Here is a 21,132-nt window from a genome sequence, read left to right on the forward strand (position 1 = left end):
CGCTCGGGTGGTTACAGCGTCACGTCTCCGCACAGGTGCACCTCGACGCCCAGTCCGGCGAAGAGGACGGCCTTGGCGCGCGGTGCCTTGTCACCGGTTGTTCATGATGCGTCGGACGGCGCGCGCATGACAGGACAGGCGCCACGGGCATCGTCTTGGCATGAACCTGCGACCCGATGGCCGGGCCGCAGTCTCACGGAGGTGTGGGATGAACCGAAGGCTCGCCACCGCACTCGCCGCCCCGGCCCTGGCCCTGGCCGGTGTCCTCGGCACCGCCACCGGCGCCGAGGCCGTACCCGCCGACAAGCCCCAGGTCCTCGCGAGCTGGACGCAGACCAGCTCGTCGAGCTACAGCCTCTGGACCGCCGCCCGCGCGAACCGATCCGCCTGGTCCGCCTACCAGTTCGACTGGTCCACCGACTACTGCTCCTCCTCCCCCGACAACCCCTTCGGCTTCCCGTTCTCGACCGCCTGCGCCCGCCACGACTTCGGCTACCGCAACTACAAGGCCGCGGGCACGTTCAGCGCCCACAAGACGCGGCTCGACAGCGCCTTCTACGAGGACCTCAAGCGTGTCTGCAACGACTACGGCGGCGCCACGAAGACCGCCTGCGACAGCACCGCGTGGACGTACTACCAGGCCGTCAGGGCCTTCGGCTGAGCCCGCCGTTCCACCGCCGCCCGGTCCCACCGCCGCCGCCCGACGGGCCGGCGGCGGTGCGCCGCCGGCCCGCGCGGACTACCGGCGGCCGCGCACCAGCACGTACAGGAAGTACGGCGTTCCGATCACGGCCGTCATCAGGCCGGCGCCCAGCTGGGCGGGGGCGATCACGGTGCGGCCCAACAGGTCGGCCGTGCACACCAGTACGGCGCCGAGCAGCAGCGCGACCGGCAGGACGCGGGTGTGCCGCCGCCCGACGAGGGCGCGTGCCGCGTGCGGGGCGACCAGGCCGACGAAGCCGATGGTGCCCGCGGCGGCGACGGCGGCGGCACTGAGCAGCACGCTCAGCACGAGGAAGCCCAGTCTCCCGCGCGCCAGGTCGAGTCCGAGCAGCCGGGGGGTGTCCTCGTCGAGGGAGACCAGGTCGAGTTCCCGGTGCCGTACGCCGGCCACCGCGACGCCGACGGCGAGGACGGCCGCGAGGGGGAGGACGTCGGGCATGGTCCGGCCGTACGTGGAGCCCGACAGCCAGGTGAGGGCCTTGGTCGCGTTGAACGGGTCGGTGAGCACGATCAGCAGGCTGATCAGGGCCGTCGTCGCGGTCGCGGTACCGATGCCGACGAGCACCAGCCGGTTCTGCTGGTACCCCCCGCGCGCGGCGAGGCCGAACACGACGACCGCGGCGACCGCGGATCCCGCGAAGGCCGCCCCGGCGACGCCCCACCCCCCGACGACGGGGACCGTCGTCACCAGGATCACCGCGCCGAGCGCGCCGCCGCCGGAGACGCCCAGGACGACGGGTTCCGCCAGCGGGTTGCGGGTGACGGCCTGCACCAGGGTTCCGGCCAGCGCGAGCGCCGCCCCGGCGAGGAGCGCGGCGGACACCCGGGGCACACGGGTGTCCAGTACGAAGGAGACGGTCCTGCCCGCCCTGCCCTGCGCCCAGTTGACCACGTCGCCCAGCAGCAGCTTGCTGTCGCCCAGCAGGACGGCGGCGATCACGACGCCGGCCAGGACGACCGTCAGCACGGTGAGCGTGGTGAGGAAGACGGCGCGGCTGCGGATGCGCAGGGTGTCCGGCGCGGCGGCGCCTGCGGTGTCACGGAGCCGGGCCGCCATCACCACCAGGAAGGCCGCGCCGACGAGGCTGGTGACCACACCGGTGGGGACGGCGACCGCGGTGTCCGCGTCGACGAACGTCCGCAGCAGCACGTCCGCCCCGAGCACCAGCGCGGCACCGACGAGGCCCGCGACCGGCACGCCCGCCCGCAGCAGCCGCAGCCCCCGGACGCGGCGGGCGAGCGGGCGGGCGAGGGCCGGGGCGCACAGGCCGACGAAGCCGATCGGGCCGGCCAGGGTGACGGCCGCCGCGGACAGCAGCGTCGCCAGGACGACGGCGGTGACGCGGGTGGCCCGCACCGGCACGCCGAGTCCGCGGGCCGCGTCGTCGCCGAGGGCGAGGGCGTCGACCCGGCGGGCGATGAGCAGCAGACCGGCGAGGCCGACGACGGCGACGGGCAGCATCTGGAGGACACCGTCGAAACCGTTCTGGCCGATATTGCCCTGGTTCCACTGGTAGAGGCCCTCGGTCTGCTGCGGGAACAGCAGGAGCAGCCCCTCGGTGACGGCGGTGAGTCCGAGCGCGAGCGCGGTACCGGCGAGCACCAGCCGTACGGTGCCGGCGCCGAGCCCCGACAGTCCGAGGACGACGGCCGCCGCCGCGAGCCCGCCGGCGAAGGCGACGCCCGAGGAGGCGAGCAGCGGCAGGGAGACGCCGGTGACGGCGGCGATGCCGAGGGCGAAGTAGGAGCCCGCGTTGACGGCGAGGGTGTCCGGGGAGGCCAGGACGTTGCGGCTGACGGCCTGCAGGGCGACGCCGGCCATGCCGAGGGCCGCGCCCACGAGGAGCCCGGCGGTCATGCGGGGCAGCCGTGAGGCGATGACGACGGACGCGTCGGCCGGGTCGGCCCGTCCGGTGAGGGCCTTGAGGACCTCGGCCGGGCCGACCGCGGCGGTGCCCTGGGTGATGTCGACGACGGCGAGGGCCGCGACCAGGAGCACGAGCGCGGTCGTCACCGCGGCCGCGCCCGTCCGGGACCCGGCCGTCGCCGGACGGGCGGTGGGAGTGGTGGCGGTGACGGCCATCGCGCTACTTCGTCAGCGAGGCGACGAGGGCGTCGGTGTACGCCTCCATCGAGCCGGTGCCGCCGAACATCCAGATGCCGTCGTCCAGCCGGTGGACGTCACCGGACTTCACGAACGGCAGCGACTTCCACACGGAGTTGCCGGCGAGTTCCTTGCCGAACGGGTCGCTGCTCGCGTCGTCCTTGTTGCCGATGTAGGCGAACTGGACCTTGCCCAGGCCGGTCAGTCCCTCGACGTCGGTGGAGGCCAGGCCGTAGGCCTCGTCGCCCTTCTGCTTCCAGGCGTTCTTCAGGCCGAGCCGCTCGTTGACGGCGCCGATGAGCGAACCGGAGGTGTAGGGGCGCAGGGAGACCTGGTTGGAGGCGACGTAGCCGTCGGCGAAGGCGATCTCCGCGCCGTCCAGGCCGGCGTCGGCGAGGGCCTTCTGTCCCTCGGCGAGCTTGGTGTCGAAGTCCTTCTTCAGCGTGGCCGCGCGCTCGGTGGTGCCGGTGGCCTCGGCGATGAGGTCGACGTTCTTCAGCATCTGCCCGATCGGGTCGGCGGCGTCGGCGGACTTCACCTCCAGGACCGGGGCGACCTTGCGCAGCTGCTCGACGGCGTCGGGCTTCAGGTCGGTGGTGGCGACGATGAGGTCGGGCTTGAGCGAGGCGATGGTGTCCATGCTGGGCTCGCCGCGGGTGCCGATGTCCGTGGGCTCGTTCTTGAGCGGGACGGCGGCGTCCCAGGTCCTGTAGCCCTTGACGTCGGCGACGCCCACCGGGTCGACGCCGAGGGAGACCAGGTGCTCGACGACGTTCCACTCGGTGCCGACGACCTTCTCGGCAGGGCCGTCGAGTTCCACCTTCGCGCCGGTGGCGTCGGTGAGGGTGATGGCCTGCGCGGACTCCTTGGCGGCCGTGTCGTCGTCGGCGGCGGGTTCGGTGGTGCCGCAGGCGGCCAGCAGGAGGGCGGCGGCGGTGGCCAGGGGCGCGGTGAGCAGGAGGCGTCTCATGAGGTGGTGCCGAGCCTTTCGCTTCGGGTGTGGTGACGGCCGATGGCGCGGGTGCGCAGCCGACCGGTGAGGGGGTCGGTGTCGACCTCGATCCGGATGCCGTAGACCTCGGTCAGGCGCTGCGGGGTGAGGACGTCCTCGGGCGGGCCCTCGGCGACGACGCGTCCGGCCGCGAGGAGCACGATCCGGTCGGCAACGGCCGCCGCCTGGTCGAGGTCGTGCAGGACGACGCCGACGGCGATGCCGTGTTCGTCGGCCAGGTCCCGCATGAGGTCGAGGAGTTCGACCTGGTAGCGCAGGTCGAGGTAGGTGGTGGGTTCGTCGAGGAGGAGGACGCCGGTCTCCTGGGCGAGACAGCCGGCCAGCCACACGCGCTGGAGCTGTCCTCCGGAGAGGTGCTCGGCTCCGCGGTCGGCGAGTTCGGCGACGCCGGTGAGGGCGAGGGCACGGTCGACGGCGGCACGGCCGCCGGGATCCGCGCCGCCCCATCGGCCGCGGTGCGGGTAGCGTCCGAACTCGACGACGTCCCGCACGCTGAGCCCGCTGGGGGTGGGGCGTCCCTGGAGCAGCAGGGCGACGCGGCGGGAGAACTCCCGGGGGCCGAGGGCCAGCGCGTCGGTGCCGGCGTCGATCGTGAGCGTGGCGGTCCGCGGCCGTTGCAGCCGGGCGACGGTGCGCAGCAAAGTCGACTTGCCGCTGCCGTTCGGGCCCACCAGGGCGGTCACTTCGCCGGGGCGCAGGGTCAGCGCCGCGCCGTGCACGACGTCGGCGCCGTCGTACGCCACGGTCACATCGGTGGCCGACAGTTGATGGCCGCGCGGGCCCGGGACCGCCTCTTCAGCAGGAATCACGTGGCAAGGTTAGCCTACCCTTAATTCCCGTTATCAGGGGGTGACCTGGGAGAAAGCCGGAACGGGTGGGTGCCGTCCGTCAGAAGGCGTAGCGGATATCGAGCCACGGTGTGTGCCGGGTGGCCAGTTCGCGCAGGTCCGCGAGGGCGCGGCGCTTGATGCCGGCGCGGTAGCGGAGGTTGAGGGCGCCGTTCTGGGAGCGCTTGGTCTCCTGCGCGGCAGGCTGCCACAGCACGTCCTCACCGCGCGGATGCCAGCGGAGGTTGACCTCGTGCAGCTCCGCGTTGTGGGTGAGCATGATGACTTCGGCGCGGGCCTGCCGCTTCACGCGCTCGGGCAGTACGTCGTCCATGTGCCGCAGCAGTCCGGCCCAGGCGTCCTGCCAGCCGGGGCGGACGACGACGGGTGAGAGGTTGAAGTGCACTTCGTACCCGGCGTCGAGGAAGTCCGCGGCGGCGGCGATCCGCCGGTCGACCGGGCTGGTGCGCAGGTCCAGCAGGCGCGAGTCGCCGGCCGGCATCACCGAGAAGCGGATACGGGTGCGGCCGCGCGGGTCGAGCTCCAGCAGGTCGGGGTTGACGAACTTGGTCGCGAAGGACGCCTTCGCGGTGGGCCAGTCGCGGAAGGCGCGCACCAGGTCGGCGGTGTTGTCGCAGACGAGGGCGTCGACGGAGCAGTCGCCGTTCTCGCCGATGTCGTACACCCATGCCTCGGGGTCGCACTGGTTGGGCTCCGGTTTGGGGCCCTGGGCGGCAACGTGGCGGCCGAGGTGGGCGATGATCCGGTCGATGTTGGTGAAGAGGGTGATCGGGTTGGCGAAGCCCTTGCGGCGGGGGACGTAGCAGTACACGCAGGACAGGGCGCAGCCGTTGGACGGGCCGGGGGCGATCCAGTCGGCGGAGCGGCCGTTGGGGCGGGTGGTGAGCGTCTTCTTCACGCCCAGGACGAGGGTCTCGCGCTTGAGCCGCATCCAGCGGTCGGCGCTGCCCTCGTTGCCGTGGAGTTCGGGGATGCGCCAGTGGGAGTCCGTCTCGATCAGCCGGGCCCCGGGGAACCGGGCGATGATCTGCCGCCCGCGGGGCGAGGCGGCGGCGGCCGGTTCGGCGTGGATCTCCCGGATCGCGAGAAGCCGGCGCGCCTGCGCGGAGTCCCGGAAGGCAGAGGCGGACGCCGCCGTCCCGGCCGGCGGTGCCGCCGGCAGGTCGTCGAGACCGAAGAGCGGCTCCTGGGAGCCGGGGGACGCGGACGGAGGGTGGTGCATGTGCGGACCGGCTTCTCGGGAGCGGGGGCGATACGGAGCGCCCGCCTGCCGGATTCCACGGAACCCGGCGGGTGAGAGCCGTCCTCCCCACTGTACGGCGACGGGGCCGGCACCCCGCCGCCGAGCAGGCCGTGGGACCGCCGGCGTCCGGCCGTGACCACCGCGGACAGCCGCCCCGCGGGCCGGCGGGAGTCCCCCTCCCCCGCGCGAGCGAACCCGGAAGCGGGGAAGGACGGGCACGGCCCCCGGCACCGGCACCCCGCGGACCGCCCACCCCGGGCAGCCGCCCCGCACGGCGGTGGGGCTCCGCTCGAGTGAAACCGAGGGTGGGTGCGGCCCGGGGCGCCGGTGCGCCTGCGGACCGGGCCGGTGGGGTGTCCCGTCGTGGCCGGGTGTCAGGCCCGGGTCGTGAAGCGTTCCCAGACGCGGTGCGAGGCCAGCAGCTCACGGACCTGGCCGAGAACGGCGGGGCCGGAGTCGGCGACCACGATGCCGGGGGCGTCGGTGGGGACGCCGGACGCCTCGAGGGCGGCTTCGCCGCCCGCCCACGCGCCGATCGCCTTGCCGTGCCGGAACGCCTCGGTCAGCAGCAGCCCGATCCGCGGATCGACCGTCGTCCGCTGTGCGGCGGAGGCCGCGCCCTTGCCGTCGCGCACGCCGGCCGGGTCGTCGCCCATGGCCGGCACCCCGGCCAGCAGGACGGCGTCGAACTCGACGGACCGCGCGGTGACGTAGCTGCGCTGGACCGTCAGGGCCGGGTCGCCCGAGCCGAGCGTGCCGGCCGTCGGCGCCACGACCAGCGGGACCATGCCCGCCTCGAGCACCGCGTCGCGTACCGCGTGGACGCCGTCGAGGTCGCCGTCCGGGCCGGCGACGATGCCGATGACGCGCCCGTCCACCGGCCAGGTCCCCCCGATCTGCGAGAGGGCCGGGCTCGGCTCGACGTCGGCGAGCGGGACGGTGGGCTCGGGCGCGGGCAGACCGAGGCCCTCGGCGACACCGGCGCACAGTTCGGGGTCGATGTTGGCCAGGACCTGGAGGGTCCGCACCCTGATGGCCTCCTCGTAGCACTTGCCCAGCTCGAAGGTGTACGCGCCGATGATGTGCTCGCGCTCCACCGGGCTCATGCTCAGCCAGAACCGGCGGGGCTGGCTGAAGTGGTCCGCGAACGACTCCGGCGCCTCGCGCACCTTCCGCCCCTCCGGGACGGTCACCGGCGTCTCGATGAACGCGCCCGTGTCCGCGCCCGCGGTGAACGGGCAGCCGCCGTCGAGGGAGTTGGGCCGGTAGGGGGCCACGCCCCGGTGCACGGCCGTCTGGTGCATGCCGTCGCGCAGCATGTCGTTGACCGGTGCCTGCGGCCGGTTGATGGGCAGTTGCGGGAAGTTGGGGCCGCCCAGGCGCGTGATCTGTGTGTCCAGGTACGAGAACAGCCGTCCGGCGAGCAGCGGGTCGTCGGTGACGTCGATGCCGGGTACGAGGTGACCGACGTGGAAGGCGACCTGCTCCGTCTCGGCGAAGAAGTTGGAGGGGTTCCGGTTGAGGGTCATCAGCCCGACCGGCTGCACCGGGGCGAGTTCCTCGGGCACGATGTTCGTCGGGTCCAGCAGGTCGATGCCCTCGAAGGTCTGCTCCGGTGTGTCGGGGAAGGTCTGGATGCCCAGTTCCCACTGCGGGTAGGCGCCCGCCTCGATGGCGTCGGCGAGGTCCCGCCGGTGGAAGTCCGGGTCGACGCCGTTGATCGTCAGCGCCTCGTCCCACACCAGGGAGTGCACGCCCAGCCTGGGCTTCCAGTGGAACTTCACCAGTGTCGTGGCGCCCTCCGCGTTGACCAGCCGGAAGGTGTGGACGCCGAAGCCCTCCATCATGCGGTAGGAGCGCGGGATGCCGCGGTCGCCCATGAAGAAGAGGGTGTGGTGGGTCGCCTCGGTGTGCAGGGAGACGAAGTCCCAGAAGGTGTCGTGCGCGCTCTGTGCCTGCGGGATCTCCCTGTCGGGGTGCGGCTTCGCGGCGTGGACGACGTCGGGGAACTTGATGGCGTCCTGGATGAAGAAGACCGGGATGTTGTTGCCGACCAGGTCGAAGACGCCCTCGCTGGTGTAGAACTTCGTGGCGAAACCGCGGGTGTCGCGCACGGTGTCGGCGGACCCGCGCGAGCCGACCACGGTGGAGAACCGTACGAACACCGGCGTCTCGACGTCCGGGGCGAGGAACCCCGCCTTGGTCACGGAGGCCGCCGTGCCGTAGCTCTGGAAGACCCCGTGCGCGCCCGCGCCGCGGGCGTGGACCACGCGCTCGGGGATGCGCTCGTGGTCGAAGTGCATGATCTTCTCGCGCAGGTGGTGGTCCTGGAGCAGGACGGGGCCGCGCGGACCCGCCTTGAGCGAGTGGTCGGTGTCGTACAGCCGGGTGCCCTGCGCGTTGGTCAGGTAGCTGCCGGACTGCGCCATCCTGGCCTGGTCGGCGCCGGTGGGCTGGCCGGTGGGCGACACGGTGGCCGGGCCGCTCTGGTCCGGCTTCGGCGGCAGCGGCTCGCGGGGCTCGGTCGGCTCGGCCAGGGACGGCGGCTGGGAGCCCGGGCGTCCGGGAATGCCGTCGGCCGGGGCCGATCCGTCGTCCTGCAGCTTCTCGGCGATCTTCTTCGCCGCCCGCTTGACGGGGTTGGCCTCGCTCATGGGGTGACACTCCTCCGCTTCAGACCGGCCACGGACGGGGTGGCCGTGCGTTTCCTTGCCGACTGCGGGCGAACCGGGAGAACAAAGCGCTCGAAAAGGGCATCGGGTGCCGCCAACGTCTCACGGCGGGCACACCCTCGCAGCGGGCACCCGCCGTTGGGGTGAACTCCCCGCCTCGGGGCGCAGCGCCCCGCACCTCGGCACACCCGCACTCCCCTCTTCGCCCTCCCCACCGGATCCGACCGCTCCGCCCGCGTACCCCCGGCCCGGCGGTCAAGGCATGCGGATTCGCCCCGGCACACCGATCCACCGGCGGGCGCTCACTCACCAATTCGTGTCCGAGGGCTTGCCCACCTGATGTCTCACCACTTAAATCAAAGCCTGAACTAAGCGGTCACGGGGCCGTGTTCCGTCCTCCGGCATGCCCTCACGCACAAAAAACGCGCAGAACACACGGAGAGCCGCCTCACCGCACCATCCGCCATCCGGACGGCCCGGCCCACCCGCACGCGGGCCCGCCCGCATCCCCACACCGCACCAGCAGAAGGCTGACGCATGAGACACATGAAGCACCCGAGCCGCCTCAGACGCGGAGCCCTGGGCACGGCGCTCGCCGCCACGGCGGCACTCGTCACCCTGCCCGCCGCCCAGGCCCCGGCCGCCGCGGCCGAGACCCCGTTGTCCCAGGGCAAGGCGGCCACCGCCTCCTCGACCGAGAACGCCGGCACGCCCGCGAGCGGCGCCGTGGACGGCGACACGGGCACCCGGTGGTCGTCGGCCGCGAGCGACGACCAGTGGCTGCAGGTCGACCTCGGCGCCACGGCGTCGGTCTCCCGGGTCGTCCTGAACTGGGAGGCCGCCTACGGCAAGGACTACAAGATCCAGCTCTCGCAGGACGGCAGCGGCTGGACCGACGCCCGGACCGTGACCGGGAGCGACGGCGGCGTCGACACCGTGGACGTGTCGGGGCAGGCCCGCTACGTCCGTATGCAGGGCCTGGACCGGGCCACCCCTTACGGCTACTCGCTGTGGGAGTTCCAGGTCTTCGGCACCACCGGCGGCGGCAACCCGCCCGCCTCCTGCGGCACGGCCAACGCCGCCCAGGGCAGACCCGCCTCCGCCTCCTCCACGGAGAACGCGGGCACCCCCGCCTCCGCCGCCTTCGACGGCGACGCCGGCACCCGCTGGTCCAGCCAGGCCTCCGACCCGCAGTGGGTACGGGTCGACCTGGGCACCGTACGCGACCTGTGCGGGGTGGACCTGAACTGGGAGGCCGCCTACGCCAAGGACTTCCGGATCGAGGCCTCCGCCGACGGTCAGAACTGGACCACGCTCACGTCCGTCACCGGCGCCACCGGGGGCCGGGCCTCCTACGAGGTGAGCGGCTCCGGCCGGTACGTACGCGTCCTCGGCACGGCCCGCGGCACCGGCTACGGCTACTCCCTGTGGGAGGTCGCCGTGCACACCGCGTCGGACGACGGCGGCGGCGGTCCGATCGAGGGCGGCGGCGACCTCGGCCCGAACGTCATCGTCGTGGACCCGTCCACGCCGAACCTCCAGCAGAAGTTCGACCAGGTCTTCGCCCAGCAGGAGAGCAACCAGTTCGGCAGCGGGCGCTACCAGTTCCTGCTGAAGCCGGGCACGTACAACAACATCAACGCCCAGCTCGGCTTCTACACCTCGGTCTCCGGGCTCGGCCTCAACCCCGACGACGTCCAGATCAACGGCGACATCACCGTGGACGCCGGCTGGTTCAACGGCAACGCCACGCAGAACTTCTGGCGTTCGGCGGAGAACCTCGCCCTCAGCCCCGTCAACGGCACCGACCGCTGGGCGGTCGCGCAGGCCGCCCCGTTCCGCCGGATCCACGTCAAGGGCGGCCTCAACCTCGCCCCGAACGGCTACGGCTGGGCCTCCGGCGGCTACATCGCCGACTCGAAGATCGACGGCACCGTCGGCCCGTACTCCCAGCAGCAGTGGTACACGCGCGACAGCTCCGTCGGCGGCTGGACCAACGGCGTGTGGAACATGACGTTCACCGGTGTCCAGGGCGCCCCGGCGAGCAACTTCGAGACCGGCCCGTACACCACGTTCGACACCACGCCGATCTCCCGTGAGAAGCCGTTCCTCTACCTCGACGGCAACCAGTACAAGGTGTTCGTGCCCGCCAAGCGCACCAACCCGCGCGGTGTCTCCTGGCCGGCCAACGCCGGCGGTACGTCCCTTCCGCTCGACCGGTTCTACGTGGTGAAGCCCGGCGCGACGGCCGCGACCATCAACGCCGCGCTCGACCAGGGCCTCCACCTGCTGTTCACGCCCGGCGTCTACCACCTCGACCGGACGATCGAGGTCGACCGCGCCAACACGGTCGTGCTCGGTCTCGGCCTGGCGACGATCATCCCGGACAACGGGGTCGACGCCATGCACGTCGCGGACGTCGACGGGGTCCGGCTGGCCGGCTTCCTGATCGACGCCGGCCCGGTCAACTCGGACACCCTGCTGCGGATCGGCCAGCCGGGCTCCTCCGCGGACCACGCCGCCAACCCGACCACCATGCAGGACGTGTTCATCCGCGTCGGCGGCGCCGGTCCCGGCCGGGCCACCGACTCCGTGGTCGTCAACAGCGACGACGTGATCATCGACCACACCTGGATCTGGCGCGCCGACCACGGCGAGGGCGTCGGCTGGGAGACCAACCGCGCCGACTACGGACTGCGCGTCAACGGCGACGACGTCCTCACCACGGGTCTGTTCGTCGAACACTTCAACAAGTACGACGTGGTCTGGAGCGGCGAACGCGGCCGCACGATCTTCTTCCAGAACGAGAAGGCGTACGACGCCCCCAATGAGGCCGCCATCACCCATGACGGCATCGTCGGCTACGCGGCCTACAAGGTCGCCGACTCGGTGAACGAACACGAGGCCTGGGCGCTCGGCAGCTACTGCAACTACACGTCCGACGACACCATCGTGCAGCACCACGGGTTCCAGGCGCCGGTGAAGCCCGGCATCAGGATGCGGCACCTGCAGGTGATCTCGCTCGGCGGCAAGGGGCAGTACCGCCACGTCATCAACGACACGGGCGCCCCGACGTCCGGGACGGACACCATCCCGTCCAAGGTCGTCCAGTTCCCCTGAGCACGACAGTGCCCCGCGCCGGATTCAGAACAACTGCCCCTGCTCGTCGGGGGCGGTCCGGCGCGGGGTACGGCGCGGACCCGGCCGCCGTACCGGGGTCTCCTCCCCGAACAGCGGGGCCGTGCCGTACTCGTCCGGCTCGGCCGGCACCACGACGGGACCGGTTCCCACGTTGAGGCACAGCGGGGCGTCGAGGTCGAAGTCCCCGGGCGTCATGTCCGTCCAGTCGCGTTCCCGACGCTCACTCACCGACGCTCCGCTCCCCGTTCATCCGGCCAGGTTATCGGTCGTCCGGCACCCCGGGAACGGCGCGCCGCCCCGCGGGAGGCCACGGCCTTCACCGGGGCGGAGCGCGCCGCCCCGGCCCACGACGGGCCGGGCCGGACGTCCGGTCAGGCCTCCGCGCGCTTCGGCAGCCGCCAGCCAGGCCGCGGGAAGTGGCAGGTGTAGCCGTCCGGGTAGCGCTGGAGGTAGTCCTGGTGCTCCGGCTCGGCCTCCCAGAACGGGCCGGCCGGCACGACCTCGGTCACCACGGTGCCCGGCCACAGCCCCGAGGCGTTCACATCGGCGATCGTCTCCTCGGCGACGCGCTTCTGCTCGTCGTCGAAGTAGAAGATGGCGGAGCGGTAGCTCGTCCCGATGTCGTTGCCCTGCCGGTTCTTCGTGCTCGGGTCGTGGATCTGGAAGAAGTACTCCAGGATCGTGCGGTAGTCGGTGACGGTGGGGTCGTAGGTGATCTCGATCGACTCGGCGTGGGTGCCGTGGTCGCGGTACGTCGCGTTCGGCACGTCGCCACCGCTGTAGCCCACCCGGGTGGTCAGCACACCCGGGAACGTGCGGATCAGCTCCTGCATGCCCCAGAAGCAGCCGCCCGCGAGCAGCGCCTTCTCCTCGTTCGTCGTCATCTTCGTCTCGCCCTTCTCCCACGTGTCCTGCGGCGTTCACCGGTGAGAACCGCACCGCCGACCCCATTGTTCCGGCCGTGCCGGCACCGCCGGACAGCGGGCCGGGCGGATGATTCCCGGGGCGGTTCAGGCGAGGAGGGAGATGCGGGCCATGATGCTCTTGCCGGCCGGCTCCTGCCGTACGTCCAGGGCCTGGGCGACGGCCATCACGATCTCCAGTCCGTGCTGGCCCACTCGGCCGGGGTCCGCGTCCCGGGCCACCGGTGGCGCGGGGTTGCCGTCCCGGACGATCACCTCGACGGCGTCGCCGGCGACCCGCAGGTCGAGGCCGACGGGGCCCGGGGCGTACTTGCGGGCGTTGGTGACCAGCTCGCTGACCACGAGCTGGGTGACCTCCACCACGCGGGTCGACACCGGCAGGCCGTCCTCCGCCCGCGCCCGGGTCAGGAACGCGGCGGCGAGGTGGCGTGCCTGGGCTATCCAGGCACCGTCGTTGTCCAGGGCGTACGACGCCCGCAGCCGCGGTGCGCCTGGCACCGTGTCCCCCTCGTCGACTGGAACTGGTTCCATCCGGCCCGCCTTCACTCACCGATCACACCGCGCGACTACCCGCATCGCTCCCCCGCACGCCACTGAAGTGTGACAGGTGCCTCCGACATCGGGTCGCCGTGGTCGGCGGGAAGCCCGCCCCACAGCGGTGACCTGCGGATTCTTCCTGTCGGCGCGGTGGGCGGCTCCGGTGGCGAGGCGCCGGGGCGGCGCGGCGGACACGTCGCGAGGCCGAAGGCCGTGCGGTCGGTGTCCCGGCCGGGAACGCCGGAGGAGCCGGTCACCCGGCGAGGACGGACATGGCCTTACAGGTATGCCGGAAGAGGTGACTCAGCCGGCCGGGGTGCCGTCGGTCCTGGTCTCCAGCGCGCGCAGGACGGCCACCATGTCCTCGCCGCCGTGACCGCCGGCCACGGTCTCGTCGAAGAGGGCGTGGCAGACGTCGAGGAGCGGGGAGGCCAGTCCGGCCCTGCGGGCGGCCCGGGCGATCAGGCGGTTGTTCTTCAGTACGTCCGTGGCGGCGGCCTGGACCGCGAAGTCACGGGCGAGCAGCTTGGGCGCCTTCATCCGGGAGACGGCGCTGGCCATCGGGCCGGCGTCCAGGACGTCGAGGAAACGGCGGCGGTCGAGCCCGTGCCGGTCGGCGAAGTGGAACGCCTCGGCCAGTCCGGTGACCTGGGTGATCAGGAACAGGTTCACCGAGAGCTTCATCAGCAGCGCGCCCGGCACCGCGCCGCAGTCGAACGCCTCGCGGCACACCGGGGCGAGCAGGGGCCGTACGGCCGCCACGGCGGAGGCGTCGCCCGCCAGCATCGCGACCAGCAGCCCCTGTTCCGCCGGGACCCGGGAGCCGGAGACCGGGGCCTCGACGTAGGCGCCGCCCGCCTCGCGGACGGCGTCCTCCAGGGCGGCCGAGTACTCCGGCGAGGTCGTGCCCATGTGGACGACGGTGCGTCCGGCGACGCGGGCGGCGAAGTCCGGGGTGCCGCGCCCCAGCACCGCGTCGACGGCCGTCTCGTCGGCCAGCATGAGAAGGACGGTGCCGGCCCGGTCGAACACCTCGCCGGCGCTCCCGGCGACCTCGGCCCCGGCGTCGCGCAGCGGTGCGCAGCGGGCGGCGGTGCGGTTCCAGACGGTGAGGGGTGTTCCGGCACGGGCGAGGTTGAGCGCCATGGGCCGGCCCATGACTCCGAGTCCGATGAAACCCACGCGCACGACGCACCGCCGTTCCCGGGCCGCGCCCACGCGGCGCCTCTTCCATGACCGCTGTCATAGTAGCCGCCGTCATGACAGCCGTCATAGGGTGGAGGAAGGAAAAGCGCGGGAGGTCGGGGATGACGGAGTCCGGACGGGGACCGCGGGAGCGGATGGTCTTCAGCGCGGCCCAGCTCATCCGGCGCGACGGGGTCGCCTCGACGGGGATGCGCGAGGTCGCCGCGCACGCGGAGGCGCCGCGCGGATCGCTCCAGCACTATTTCCCGGGCGGCAAGGAGCAACTCGTCAACGAGGCGGTGGGGTGGGCGGGCCGGTACGCGGCCGGGCGTGTCGCCCGGTTCCTCGCCGCGCTGCCCGAACCGACGCCCGGCGGACTGTTCGCACAGATGGTCCGGCAGTGGACCGACGAGTACGAGAGCGAGGGCTTCGGCGGCGGCTGTCCGGTCGCCGCCGCCACGGTGGACCGCGCCGGCTCCACCGCGTCGGCCCGCCGGGCCGTGTCGGCCGCCTTCGCCGAGTGGACCGGTGCGGTGGCCCTGGCCCTGGCGGACATGGGCGTCCCGGCCGAGCGCGCCCGGCCCCTCGCCACCCTGATGATCAGCTCTCTGGAGGGGGCGATCCTGATGGCCCGCGCCGAGCGGGATATCCGCCCCCTGACGACGGTGTCCCGCGAACTCGGCCCCCTGCTGGACTCGGCGGTGAACGCGACCGGCTGACGCCCTCTTTCATTAAAGTGATCGTGCCAGTATCCGGTGATCCGTGGATCAGTGAGGTAGTCACGCATCATGCCGACCGAAACGTTTGAGTTCCAGGTAGAGGCCCGTCAGCTGCTCCAGCTGATGATCCACTCGGTCTACTCGAACAAGGACGTCTTCCTCCGGGAGATCGTCTCCAACGCCTCCGACGCGCTCGACAAGCTGCGTCTGGCCAAGCTGCGGGACGACTCCCTCGACGCCGACGTCTCCGACCTGCACATCGAGCTCGAGATCGACAAGGACGCCCGTACCCTCACCGTGCGGGACAACGGCGTCGGCATGTCGTACGACGAGGTCGGGCAGCTCATCGGCACGATCGCCAACTCGGGCACCGCCCAGTTCCTGCGGGAGCTGCGGGAGGCTCAGGACGGCGCCGGGACGGAGGGGCTGATCGGCCAGTTCGGCGTCGGCTTCTACTCGGGCTTCATGGTCGCGGACGAGGTCACCCTGCTCACCCGGCGCGCGGGTGAGGGGCAGGGCACCCGGTGGACGTCGCGCGGCGAGGGCACGTACACCCTGGAGCGGGTCGATGACGCGCCGCAGGGCACCTCGGTCACGCTGCACCTCAAGCCGGCCGACCCCGACAACCAGCTGCACGACTACACCTCGGTGTGGAAGATCAAGGAGATCGTCAAGCGCTACTCGGACTTCATCACCTGGCCGATCAGGCTCGTCGGGGAGACGGACGGGGACGGCGAGGCGGCCGGGCCCGAGACGCTGAACTCGATGAAGGCGCTGTGGGCGCGCTCGCGCGAGGAGGTGTCCGAGGAGGAGTACCACGAGCTGTACAAGCACATCGGCCACGACTGGCGCGAACCGCTCGAGACCATCCAGCTGCAGGCCGAGGGCACCTTCGAGTACCAGGCCCTGCTGTTCGTCCCGTCGCACGCCCCGCACGACCTGTTCACCCAGAACTTCCGGCACGGGCTGCAGCTGTATGTGAAGCGCGTCTTCATCATGGACGACTGCGAGGAGCTGCTGCCGCCGTACCTGCGGTTCGTCAAGGGCGTGGTCGACGCGCAGGACCTCTCGCTGAACGTGTCCCGCGAGATCCTCCAGCAGGACCGGCACATCCGGATGATGCAGCGCCGGCTCACCAAGAAGGTGCTGGCGTCGGTCAAGAGCATGATGACCGGTGACGCCGAGCGGTACGCCACGTTCTGGCGGGAGTTCGGCGCGGTGCTGAAGGAGGGCCTGGTCACCGACCCCGACAACCGTGACGCCCTCCTCGCGGTGACCTCGTTCGCGACCACGCGCGAGGGCGACGGCACGACCACGCTGAAGCAGTACGTGGAGCGGATGCCGGACGGGCAGGACGCCATCTGGTTCATCACCGGCGAGTCCCGGGAGAGCATCGACAACTCCCCGCACATGGAGGCGTTCCGGGAGCGCGGCATCGAGGTGCTGCTGCTCACCGATCCCGTCGACGAGATGTGGGTCGACGCCGTGGGCGAGTACGAGGGCAAGCGGCTGCGGTCGATCGCCAAGGGCGAGGTCGACCTCGGCGCGCGGGAGGACGACAAGGGCGAGGGCGAACGGCAGCAGCAGGCCGAGGAGTACGCGGGTCTGCTCGACTGGATGCGGGAGCGGCTGGAGGAGGACGTCAAGGAGGTGCGGCTGTCCACGCGGCTGACGGTGTCCCCGGCCTGTCTCGTCGCCGACGCGAACGATCTCACGCCGGCGCTGGAGAACATGTACCGGGCCATGGGTCAGGAGGTGCCGCGCACCAAGCGCATCCTCGAACTCAACCCGGATCACGCGCTGGTGAAGGGCCTGAACGAGGCGTACGGGGAGCGCGAGGACCGTTCGGACCTCACCGACACCGCCGAACTCCTGTACTCCCTGGCCGTGTTGGCGGAGGGCGGCCGGCCGAAGGACCCGGCGCGCTTCGTGCGGCTGATGGCGGACCGGCTGGAGCGCACCCTGTGACGTGCCCGTAGGTCACAGGCGTGCCGGTGCGGCCGGCCCCGGCCTCCGGGCGGCCGCCCGGAGGCGCCGGCCGCGGCGGGTCGGCCCCCAGGGTTTGAGGACCGAGATCACCGTCATGAAGACGTAGGCGGTCAGGGAGACGACCGGCCCCATGAGGACGTCACCCCCGTCGGGCAGGGTCTGCCCGGCGGACACGGCCGCCGCGGCGGCGTTCACGCCCGGCCGCAGCGCGAAGGCCGTGGCGGTGGTCGTGGCCAGGGTCAGCCAGAACTTCGTCCACACCCAGCGGTGCCTCGCCAGTCCCCAGGGCGTGCCCAGGGACAGGACGAGGCCGCTGGTGAGCGTCAGGAAGGCGACCGGCAGCAGGAGCCAGTCCGCGAAGAGCTTCATGGCCCGGACGGACGCCTCCACCGCGGCCGCGGACCCGGTGGTGTTCGCGGTGACGCCGAGCGCGAGCAGCCCGACGGTGAGTCCGAGCCAGCCGGCGGAGGCGAGGACATGGATGACGAGGTGGGCCCGGCGTGCGGGTCGGCTGAGTTTCACCCGACCCACGGTGCCGGGCCCGGGCGGCGCTGACATCTGACGGCGGGAGCAACCCCGCGTACTGACGTCGGCGTACGCCGGACGCGGTCAGCGCTCGCGCAGCCGGCCCAGCCCCGTCAGGGTGCGCCGGGCCGCACCGGCCAGCCGGGGGTGGCCGCGCACGAAGCGGCGGGCGGCCCGCGCCGGCTCCCGGCCCAGCCGGTAGGCGGCCCCGCCCGGCCCCGGACGTACCACGGCGCCTTCGTAGACGAGGAGTTCGCGGGTCTTGAGGGAGTCCTTGTAGCGGGCGGGACCGCTGCCCAGGTCGACCATGCGGATGCCGTCCGCGGCGGCCGCCTGGAGCATCCGCAGGTGCAGCACCAGTCCGGGTGAGTACCGGCCGTGGTCACGGTCGTACGCGGGGAACCACCAGGACAGCACCGTGGCCGAGCGCAGGCCGAAGTGGGCGGCGACGGGGCGGTCGCCGGCGTACAGCACGGAGAGCAGTCCGCGGCACCCGGGATCGTCGCCGTGCGCCAGCAACTCCACCAGCCGGGTGATCCACCGCTGGGCGAACCGGTCCCGGCGGCCCGTCCGCCGGTACTGGGCGGATTTCCAGCGCATCAGCGCCCGTAACGCCTCGGGGTCCCGGGCGTCGTACACGAACCGCACCTCGCCGGCCTGCCGGGCGAGCCTGCGCTCCTTGGCCAGGGTCTGCTTGAGGAAACCGGGGGAACGGGCGCGCAGCCCGTCGGTGTAGTGCTCGTATCCCCGGTCGAGGTCGACGACCGGGCTCGCGAGTTCCTCGACGGCGTGCGGTACGAAGAGGTGCTGACCGGCCTCCAGGTTGTCGAACTCCCACGAGGAGAGCCCGCAGGCCGCGAGCAGGGCGCGCGGGTCGGGCCGGAGGCCGGGGCGCAGGACGGCGCCCTGGCTGTCCGACACCCCGAGACCGATGGCCCGGCCCCGGCCCAGCGGCCCCCTCTCGTACGGGAGGAAGCCGACGGGTGTCCCGTCGTCCTGCAGCACGGCCACCCTGGCGCCGGGCCTGACCTGTCCGACGGCCGTGGTGAACGCCGGGTCGAGAAACGGGTTCTCCGGTGCGCCGGACCTGGCGCGCAGGTCTCTCCATGTCTTGTGCTCACTCGGCCCGAGTTCGTCGGGCCGCACCACGAGAACGCGCTTTCCGTACATGTGTGTGCCTCCTGTGTCGGTCACGGTTTCCGGGACACGAGAAGGCCTGCTCGTCACCGTGGACCGGCTCGGGGAGCACGCGGCGGGCGGCACCCGGCCGCACGGCGCAGGCCTCGGGCGGTACCGCGGTCGCTCAGCAGCGGAATGTCTGCAGGCCGGCGGCGCTGGGGGCCGGACCGGCCGGATCCCGGTCCGGTGGCGGTCCCACCGGGTACGGCCGGGGAGCGGCTCGTCGCCGCACGTCGGCCGCCGGGTGGGCGGGGCCGGCCGCTCCGGCCGCCCCCGACGCCCTGGACGGGCGGGCGAGGGGCCGGTGGAGCGAGGTGTCGCCCTCGCCGGGCAAGGGCGTGCCGACGGCCTCGGGCGTGTCGGCGGCCTCGGGAACCGCCTCGGCCGGACCGTCCTGCTGTGCGGCGGGGTGCGCCGGGGCGGGCCGGTCCGCCGCCGACGCCGGGGAGCACAGGGTCCAGAGCAGCATCGAGGCCAGCAGTACGACCACTGCCGCCCGTCGAGACCGCACCGGTCACCCCTTCGGCATGCGTCCGGCGGGGGTGGGTACACCGGGTCGGCGCCGGGCGGGCCCCCCACACGTGTGCGCCCGGCACGCCTTCCAGTAGCGCCGAGCGCGTCCCGCTCCGTCAAGTCCTCCGCGTCGCGAGGCGGCGCACGGGGCGCGCACCGGCCGCGGTGTCTTTCGCGGGCCCCGCCCTTCGCGCCGGAGCGCGCGTCCCGGCGGGCGGTGAGGACCGCACCCGTCCGCCCGTTCGGGCGGGATCCCGCCGCCGGGACGATGTCCAGGACGAAGCCGCGGCGTACTCCCGGCCCGCTCCGGGCACCTGTGACCGGTGACCTCCCCTGATTACCTCTTCACCCTGCTCGGGGCCGGTGCCCTCGGCGCGGCAGTGCTGCCCCGGCTGGTGGCCCGCAGACCGCTGTCGTTGCCGCTGGTGTTCCTCGTCTGCGGAGTCGCCCTCCAGTTGCTGCCCCTGCCCATGCCCGAGATCGACCCGGTGGCGGACCGGACGTGGGTGGAGCACGTCACCGAGATCTGTGTGATCGTCTCCCTCATGGGCGCCGGTCTCGCCCTGAACCGGCCGTTCGGCCGCCGGCGCTGGCAGGGCACCTGGCGGCAGCTGGGCGTCACCATGCCGTTGACCATCGCGGCCGTGGGCCTCCTGGCCTGGGGCCTGCTCGACTGGCCGCCGGTCGCCGCGCTGCTGCTGGCGGCCGTGCTGGCGCCGACCGATCCGGTGCTCGCCTCGGAGGTGCGGGTGGGCGCGCCCACCGACTCCGAGCACGACGAGGACGAGGTGCGCTTCACGCTGACCGGCGAGGCCGGGCTGAACGACGGTCTCGCCTTCCCCTTCGTCATGGCGGCCGTCGCGCTCGCCGCCGCGGGCGGACGTCCCACCGGTGGGGGGATCGCCCACTGGGCGCTGGTCGAGGTGCTGTACAAGTGTGTGGTGGGCGTGTCCGCGGGACTCGCCGTCGGCACGCTGCTCGGGTGGCTGTTCTTCCGGGCCGGGCGGCGGGCGATGCGGCTGTCCGAGCACCGGGAGGGGTTCGTCGCCATCGGCGCCACGTTCCTCGCCTACGGGGTAACGGAGCTGCTGCACGGCTACGGCTTCGTGGCCGTGTTCGTCACCGCCTGCCGGATCCGCGGGGCGGAGCGCGCCCACGGCTATCACCGGGTGCTGCACGATTTCGTGGAGCAGGTGGAGCGGCTGCTGACCGCCGCACTGCTGTTCCTGCTCGGTGTGTTCGTCGCGCAGGGCGGCCTGGCGTCGCTGACCTGGCAGGGGGCGGCCGTGGGTCTGCTGCTGCTGTCGGCGGTCCGGCCGCTGACGGGGTGGGCCGCCCAGTTCGGTACGTCCGCCGGGCCGCGGGAGCGGGTGGTGATCGCCGTCTTCGGGATCCGCGGCATCGGCTCGCTGTTCTACCTGGCCCACGCGCTCGGCACCCCCGGTTTCGGCGTCCCGGCCGAGCAGTTGTGGGCGGTGGTGACCTTCACGGTGCTGGCGTCCGTCGTGCTGCACGGGGTGAGTGCCACCCCCGTCATCTCACGCCTCGACCGGCTGCGGGCCCACCGGGCCCGGGCGGGCGGTGCGGGGCCGGATCCGGACGAGGACGAGGTGGCGGGCGAACGCCTCTGACCACCCCTCTCCCCGGAGGAAGGGGACGCCCGTCCCGGGCCGCCTTCCGGAGCAGCCCTCCGGAAGACCTCACGCCCGGGGCGGACGGGAATTGGGCCCTGCATTGGCATAGACCTGACACCATCCGGCCCGCTACGCTCTGCTCGACTCAGGCTGAGAGCGCTCTCACACTGCGATTGTTCCACCCC

Annotated in this window: 17 protein-coding genes; 5 read left to right on the plus strand and 12 right to left on the minus strand. The window is 72.7% G+C overall.

Features of this window, described 5'->3' with window-relative positions:
* Positions 1 to 208: 208 nt before the first annotated feature.
* The gene (locus IH50_RS0119450; protein ID WP_030863507.1) at positions 209 to 661 is read left to right on the plus strand and encodes a phospholipase; all 453 of its coding nucleotides are present in this window, start codon (positions 209 to 211) and stop codon (positions 659 to 661) included.
* Positions 662 to 739: 78 nt separating this feature from the next.
* Here IH50_RS0119450 and IH50_RS0119455 read toward each other — a convergent pair whose 3' ends face one another.
* The 5 genes from IH50_RS0119455 to IH50_RS0119475 form a co-directional block, all read right to left on the minus strand.
* Positions 740 to 2,806: an iron ABC transporter permease gene (locus tag IH50_RS0119455; RefSeq protein WP_030863510.1), complete on the minus strand. Its 2,067-nt coding sequence runs from the start codon at positions 2,804 to 2,806 to the stop codon at positions 740 to 742.
* Between the two features lie 4 nt (positions 2,807 to 2,810).
* The gene (locus tag IH50_RS0119460; protein WP_030863513.1) at positions 2,811 to 3,797 is read right to left on the minus strand and encodes an iron-siderophore ABC transporter substrate-binding protein; all 987 of its coding nucleotides are present in this window, start codon (positions 3,795 to 3,797) and stop codon (positions 2,811 to 2,813) included.
* Complete coding sequence (locus IH50_RS0119465; RefSeq protein ID WP_078914035.1) at positions 3,794 to 4,648, minus strand: ABC transporter ATP-binding protein; 855 nt, start codon at positions 4,646 to 4,648, stop codon at positions 3,794 to 3,796. Before IH50_RS0119465 ends, IH50_RS0119460 begins: the two co-directional genes overlap by 4 nt.
* A 79-nt stretch (positions 4,649 to 4,727) precedes the next feature.
* Positions 4,728 to 5,909: a spore photoproduct lyase family protein gene (locus tag IH50_RS0119470; RefSeq protein WP_030863518.1), complete on the minus strand. Its 1,182-nt coding sequence runs from the start codon at positions 5,907 to 5,909 to the stop codon at positions 4,728 to 4,730.
* A 395-nt stretch (positions 5,910 to 6,304) separates the two neighbouring features.
* On the minus strand, positions 6,305 to 8,584 hold the full coding sequence (locus tag IH50_RS0119475; protein ID WP_030863522.1) for a catalase: 2,280 nt from the start codon (positions 8,582 to 8,584) through the stop codon (positions 6,305 to 6,307).
* A gap of 555 nt (positions 8,585 to 9,139) precedes the next feature.
* Between IH50_RS0119475 and IH50_RS0119480 the strand changes: the two genes are divergently transcribed.
* Complete coding sequence (locus IH50_RS0119480; protein WP_234328203.1) at positions 9,140 to 11,722, plus strand: discoidin domain-containing protein; 2,583 nt, start codon at positions 9,140 to 9,142, stop codon at positions 11,720 to 11,722.
* 24 nt (positions 11,723 to 11,746) lie between these two features.
* On the opposite strand, the gene IH50_RS0119485 is transcribed toward IH50_RS0119480, so the two are convergent.
* The 4 genes from IH50_RS0119485 to IH50_RS0119500 form a co-directional block, all read right to left on the minus strand.
* Positions 11,747 to 11,971 (minus strand): hypothetical protein, encoded by a 225-nt coding sequence (locus IH50_RS0119485; protein ID WP_030863527.1) that lies wholly within the window; start codon positions 11,969 to 11,971, stop codon positions 11,747 to 11,749.
* Between the two features lie 143 nt (positions 11,972 to 12,114).
* A complete protein-coding gene (gene msrA / locus IH50_RS0119490; RefSeq protein WP_030863530.1) occupies positions 12,115 to 12,627 on the minus strand; it encodes a peptide-methionine (S)-S-oxide reductase MsrA in 513 nt (170 codons plus the stop codon).
* A 126-nt stretch (positions 12,628 to 12,753) separates the two neighbouring features.
* A complete protein-coding gene (locus tag IH50_RS0119495; protein ID WP_030863533.1) occupies positions 12,754 to 13,197 on the minus strand; it encodes an ATP-binding protein in 444 nt (147 codons plus the stop codon).
* A gap of 309 nt (positions 13,198 to 13,506) precedes the next feature.
* Positions 13,507 to 14,391, minus strand: coding sequence for an NAD(P)-dependent oxidoreductase (locus IH50_RS0119500; RefSeq protein ID WP_030863534.1), 885 nt, complete (start codon positions 14,389 to 14,391; stop codon positions 13,507 to 13,509).
* Positions 14,392 to 14,510: 119 nt separating this feature from the next.
* On the opposite strand from IH50_RS0119500, the gene IH50_RS0119505 reads away from it, so the two are divergent.
* Complete coding sequence (locus IH50_RS0119505) at positions 14,511 to 15,107, plus strand: TetR/AcrR family transcriptional regulator (RefSeq protein ID WP_030863536.1); 597 nt, start codon at positions 14,511 to 14,513, stop codon at positions 15,105 to 15,107.
* Between the two features lie 69 nt (positions 15,108 to 15,176).
* Positions 15,177 to 17,075: a molecular chaperone HtpG gene (gene htpG / locus IH50_RS0119510; protein WP_030863537.1), complete on the plus strand. Its 1,899-nt coding sequence runs from the start codon at positions 15,177 to 15,179 to the stop codon at positions 17,073 to 17,075.
* Between the two features lie 12 nt (positions 17,076 to 17,087).
* On the opposite strand, the gene IH50_RS0119515 is transcribed toward htpG, so the two are convergent.
* The 3 genes from IH50_RS0119515 to IH50_RS38830 form a co-directional block, all read right to left on the minus strand.
* Positions 17,088 to 17,654, minus strand: coding sequence for a hypothetical protein (locus tag IH50_RS0119515; protein WP_030863541.1), 567 nt, complete (start codon positions 17,652 to 17,654; stop codon positions 17,088 to 17,090).
* Between the two features lie 51 nt (positions 17,655 to 17,705).
* Positions 17,706 to 18,791 carry a GNAT family N-acetyltransferase gene (locus IH50_RS0119520; RefSeq protein ID WP_030863544.1) on the minus strand — a complete coding sequence of 362 codons (1,086 nt, stop codon included), beginning with the start codon at positions 18,789 to 18,791 and terminating at the stop codon, positions 17,706 to 17,708.
* 133 nt (positions 18,792 to 18,924) lie between these two features.
* Positions 18,925 to 19,311, minus strand: coding sequence for a hypothetical protein (locus tag IH50_RS38830; RefSeq protein WP_158801276.1), 387 nt, complete (start codon positions 19,309 to 19,311; stop codon positions 18,925 to 18,927).
* A gap of 325 nt (positions 19,312 to 19,636) precedes the next feature.
* Here IH50_RS38830 and IH50_RS0119530 point away from each other — a divergent pair, with 325 nt between their 5' ends.
* Positions 19,637 to 20,944 carry a cation:proton antiporter gene (locus IH50_RS0119530; protein WP_030863551.1) on the plus strand — a complete coding sequence of 436 codons (1,308 nt, stop codon included), beginning with the start codon at positions 19,637 to 19,639 and terminating at the stop codon, positions 20,942 to 20,944.
* The last annotated feature ends 188 nt before the right edge of the window (positions 20,945 to 21,132 follow it).

Origin of the sequence: Streptomyces sp. NRRL S-37, from assembly GCF_000721605.1 — a bacterium.
Classification (GTDB): domain Bacteria; phylum Actinomycetota; class Actinomycetes; order Streptomycetales; family Streptomycetaceae; genus Streptomyces.

What these genes read in the sequence shown, in the direction of transcription:
- IH50_RS0119450 (WP_030863507.1), top strand. Translation starts at nt 209, where the DNA reads ATGAACCGAAGGCTCGCCACCGCACTCGCCGCCCCGGCCCTGGCCCTG.
- IH50_RS0119455 (WP_030863510.1), bottom strand. Translation starts at nt 2,806, where the DNA reads ATGGCCGTCACCGCCACCACTCCCACCGCCCGTCCGGCGACGGCCGGG.
- IH50_RS0119460 (WP_030863513.1), bottom strand. Translation starts at nt 3,797, where the DNA reads ATGAGACGCCTCCTGCTCACCGCGCCCCTGGCCACCGCCGCCGCCCTC.
- IH50_RS0119470 (WP_030863518.1), bottom strand. Translation starts at nt 5,909, where the DNA reads ATGCACCACCCTCCGTCCGCGTCCCCCGGCTCCCAGGAGCCGCTCTTC.
- IH50_RS0119475 (WP_030863522.1), bottom strand. Translation starts at nt 8,584, where the DNA reads ATGAGCGAGGCCAACCCCGTCAAGCGGGCGGCGAAGAAGATCGCCGAG.
- IH50_RS0119480 (WP_234328203.1), top strand. Translation starts at nt 9,140, where the DNA reads ATGAGACACATGAAGCACCCGAGCCGCCTCAGACGCGGAGCCCTGGGC.
- msrA (WP_030863530.1), bottom strand. Translation starts at nt 12,627, where the DNA reads ATGACGACGAACGAGGAGAAGGCGCTGCTCGCGGGCGGCTGCTTCTGG.
- IH50_RS0119495 (WP_030863533.1), bottom strand. Translation starts at nt 13,197, where the DNA reads ATGGAACCAGTTCCAGTCGACGAGGGGGACACGGTGCCAGGCGCACCG.
- IH50_RS0119505 (WP_030863536.1), top strand. Translation starts at nt 14,511, where the DNA reads ATGACGGAGTCCGGACGGGGACCGCGGGAGCGGATGGTCTTCAGCGCG.
- htpG (WP_030863537.1), top strand. Translation starts at nt 15,177, where the DNA reads ATGCCGACCGAAACGTTTGAGTTCCAGGTAGAGGCCCGTCAGCTGCTC.
- IH50_RS0119515 (WP_030863541.1), bottom strand. Translation starts at nt 17,654, where the DNA reads ATGTCAGCGCCGCCCGGGCCCGGCACCGTGGGTCGGGTGAAACTCAGC.
- IH50_RS0119520 (WP_030863544.1), bottom strand. Translation starts at nt 18,791, where the DNA reads ATGTACGGAAAGCGCGTTCTCGTGGTGCGGCCCGACGAACTCGGGCCG.